1 protein-coding gene is annotated in these 1816 nt (G+C 67.3%); it reads right to left on the minus strand.

Going from position 1 to position 1816, the window contains the following annotated elements:
• Window positions 1–1792: alpha-xylosidase (yicI, locus tag ASD35_RS15675; protein WP_056875897.1), on the minus strand; the 1792-nt coding region annotated here is incomplete at its 3' end.
• Window positions 1793–1816 lie beyond the last annotated feature (24 nt).

Here is a 1816-nt window from a genome sequence, read left to right on the forward strand (position 1 = left end):
GCTCCATCAGCATCGAGCGCATCAGCGGCACGCCGGTCTCGGTGGCCTCGTGCGCCTTCGCGTAGAGGTACGGCATGAGCTGGTGCTTGAGCCGCGTGAAGACGCGCAGCACGTCGCAGCTTTCTTCGTCCACCAGCCATGGCACCCGGTAGCTGCTGCTGCCGTGCAGGCGGCTGTGCGAGGACATCAGGCCGAACTGGATCCAGCGCTTGTAGACGGCCGGCGGCGGGTTGCCTTCGAAGCCGCCGATGTCGTGGCTCCAGAAGGCGAAGCCGCAGGTGGTCAGCGACAGGCCGCCTCTGAGGCTCTCGGCCATGGACTCGAAGGTGCTCCAGCAGTCGCCGCCCCAGTGCACCGGGAAGCGCTGGCCGGAGGCGTAGGTGGAGCGCGCGAAGACGATGGCGTCCTTGCCCTGCACGTCCTCCAGCAGTTCGAAGACGGCCTGGTTGTAGTGCAGCGCGTAGAGGTTGTGCATCTCGACGGGGTCGGAGCCGTCGAAGTACATGACGCCTTCGCTGGGGATGCGTTCGCCGAAGTCGGTCTTGAAGCAGTCCGCGCCCATGGCGAGCAGGCGCTTCAGGTGGCCCTGGTACCAGGCCTTGGCGGCCGGGTTGGTGAAGTCGACGATGGCCATGCCGGGCTGCCATTGGTCGGTCTGGAAGGTGCGGCCGTTGGTTCTCTTGATGAAGTAGCCGTGCCGGTCGCCTTCAGCGAAGAGGGGCGACTTCTGCGCGACGTAGGGGTTGATCCAGAGGCTGATCTTCAGGCCCTTGGCGTGCAGGCGCTTGAGCATGGCCTCGGGCTCGGGGAAGCCGCGGCGGTCCCATTCGAAGTCGCACCACTGGAACTCGCGCATCCAGAAGCAGTCGAAGTGGAAGACGGCCAGCGGCAGGTCGCGCCGCTTCATCTCGTCGATGAAGTGGGTGGCGGTGGCTTCGTCGTATTGGGTGGTGAACGAGGTGGTCATCCACAGGCCGAAGCTCCATGCCGGCGGCAGCGGCGCGCGGCCGGTGAGCGCGGTCAGGCGCTGCACGACAGCCTTGGGCGTGGGGCCGGCGATGACGCAGTAGTCCAGGCTTTCGCCTTCGCGGCTGAACTGCACGCGCGCGACTTTCTCGGAGCCGACTTCGAAGGACACCGGGCCGGCTTCGTTGACGAGCACGCCGTAGCCGCGGTTGGTCAGGTAAAACGGCACGCTCTTGTAGACCTGCTCGCAGGCGGTGCCGCCGTCCTTGTTGGTGTTCTCGACGACCTGGCCGTTCTTGACCCAGGGCGTGAAGCGCTCGCCCAGGCCGTAGACGTTCTCGCCGACGGCCAGCGTGAGTTGGTCGTGGACGTGGTTGCGGGTGATGCCGTCCTTGCCGGCGTGCTGGATGTAGCCCAGGGCGCGCCAGTCGCTCTTGGTGAGGATGCGGTCGCCTTCGCGGAAGGTGAGGCTCCAGCCTTCGCCCTTCTTGACGTCGACCGAGATGGCGCCGGCGGTGAGCGTGGCGTGGGTGTCGCCGTCGACGACTTGCACGGGGTGCCGGCCGGCGCCGGGCATGGGGATGTGCAGCCGCGGGGCGTCGGACGCGGTGTAGTGCGCGACGCTGACGCGGATGACGCCGGGCAGCGGCGAGCTCAGCGTCACGGTGAGCGTGGGGCCCTGCAGCGTGTCGCCGCGGTGCTTGATGGGGCGGGTCGTGGCCAGCACGACCAGGCGGTCTTCGTGGGCTTCAACCGCATAGGCCTCGGCCGCGTAGTGCGCGGCGACGCCCGGTTGGAGCATCCACTGTCCGTCGGTGAACTTCATGGCGGGTTGGTTCCTTGTTGTCTC

The organism is Pelomonas sp. Root1444 (genome assembly GCF_001426885.1).
Lineage (GTDB): Bacteria > Pseudomonadota > Gammaproteobacteria > Burkholderiales > Burkholderiaceae_C > Pelomonas.